The sequence below is a fragment of the Terrabacter sp. 2RAF25 genome (genome assembly GCF_052115265.1).
GTDB lineage: Bacteria > Actinomycetota > Actinomycetes > Actinomycetales > Dermatophilaceae > Terrabacter.
Window position 1 is genome coordinate 1 of the sequence record NZ_JBFRGJ010000061.1, and the last position, 418, is coordinate 418.

Annotated in this window: 1 protein-coding gene; it reads left to right on the forward strand. The window is 54.3% G+C overall.

The window, feature by feature from the left end; genetic code table 11:
• The coding region (locus AB4091_RS21945; RefSeq protein WP_442295047.1) for a hypothetical protein at positions 1–350 on the forward strand (350 nt) is incomplete at its 5' end.
• Between the last annotated feature and the right edge of the window lie 68 nt (positions 351–418).

The window sequence follows — 418 nt, forward strand, 5'->3', positions numbered from 1 at the left end:
TCTTACAACTCTGTGGAGACACAAACGCGTTTCTAGGCCGCTCGGCTGATGGGCGAAGAATTGTCAAAGTAGGGATGTCTGTTAGCCCGATATCCCGCAGGGATGCGTTCAATGCGGCATTGCCTGCAGGGGCATTCTCGTGGTCCGTCCTGCACTCAAACTCTCTAGATGGCCGTTCTCCTTATCCCTCTTCGAAACTCGGCCTCGTTGGTGAAGATGCCATGAAGGCGATTATGGCTGCTGAAGGCGAATGGCTGGGCGGTGAGTTCTATCTGGCCTCTGAGGAAATTATCGGTGCAGCATGGGCTGCAGGGATCAAGAAAGTTCAGGAATTTTCAGTTGCCTACTAAGTCCATCCCCTCGGTTTCCGTTACCTACACCCAGAACGGCAGCTCAACCCGCCCGAACGAGCTCGGCA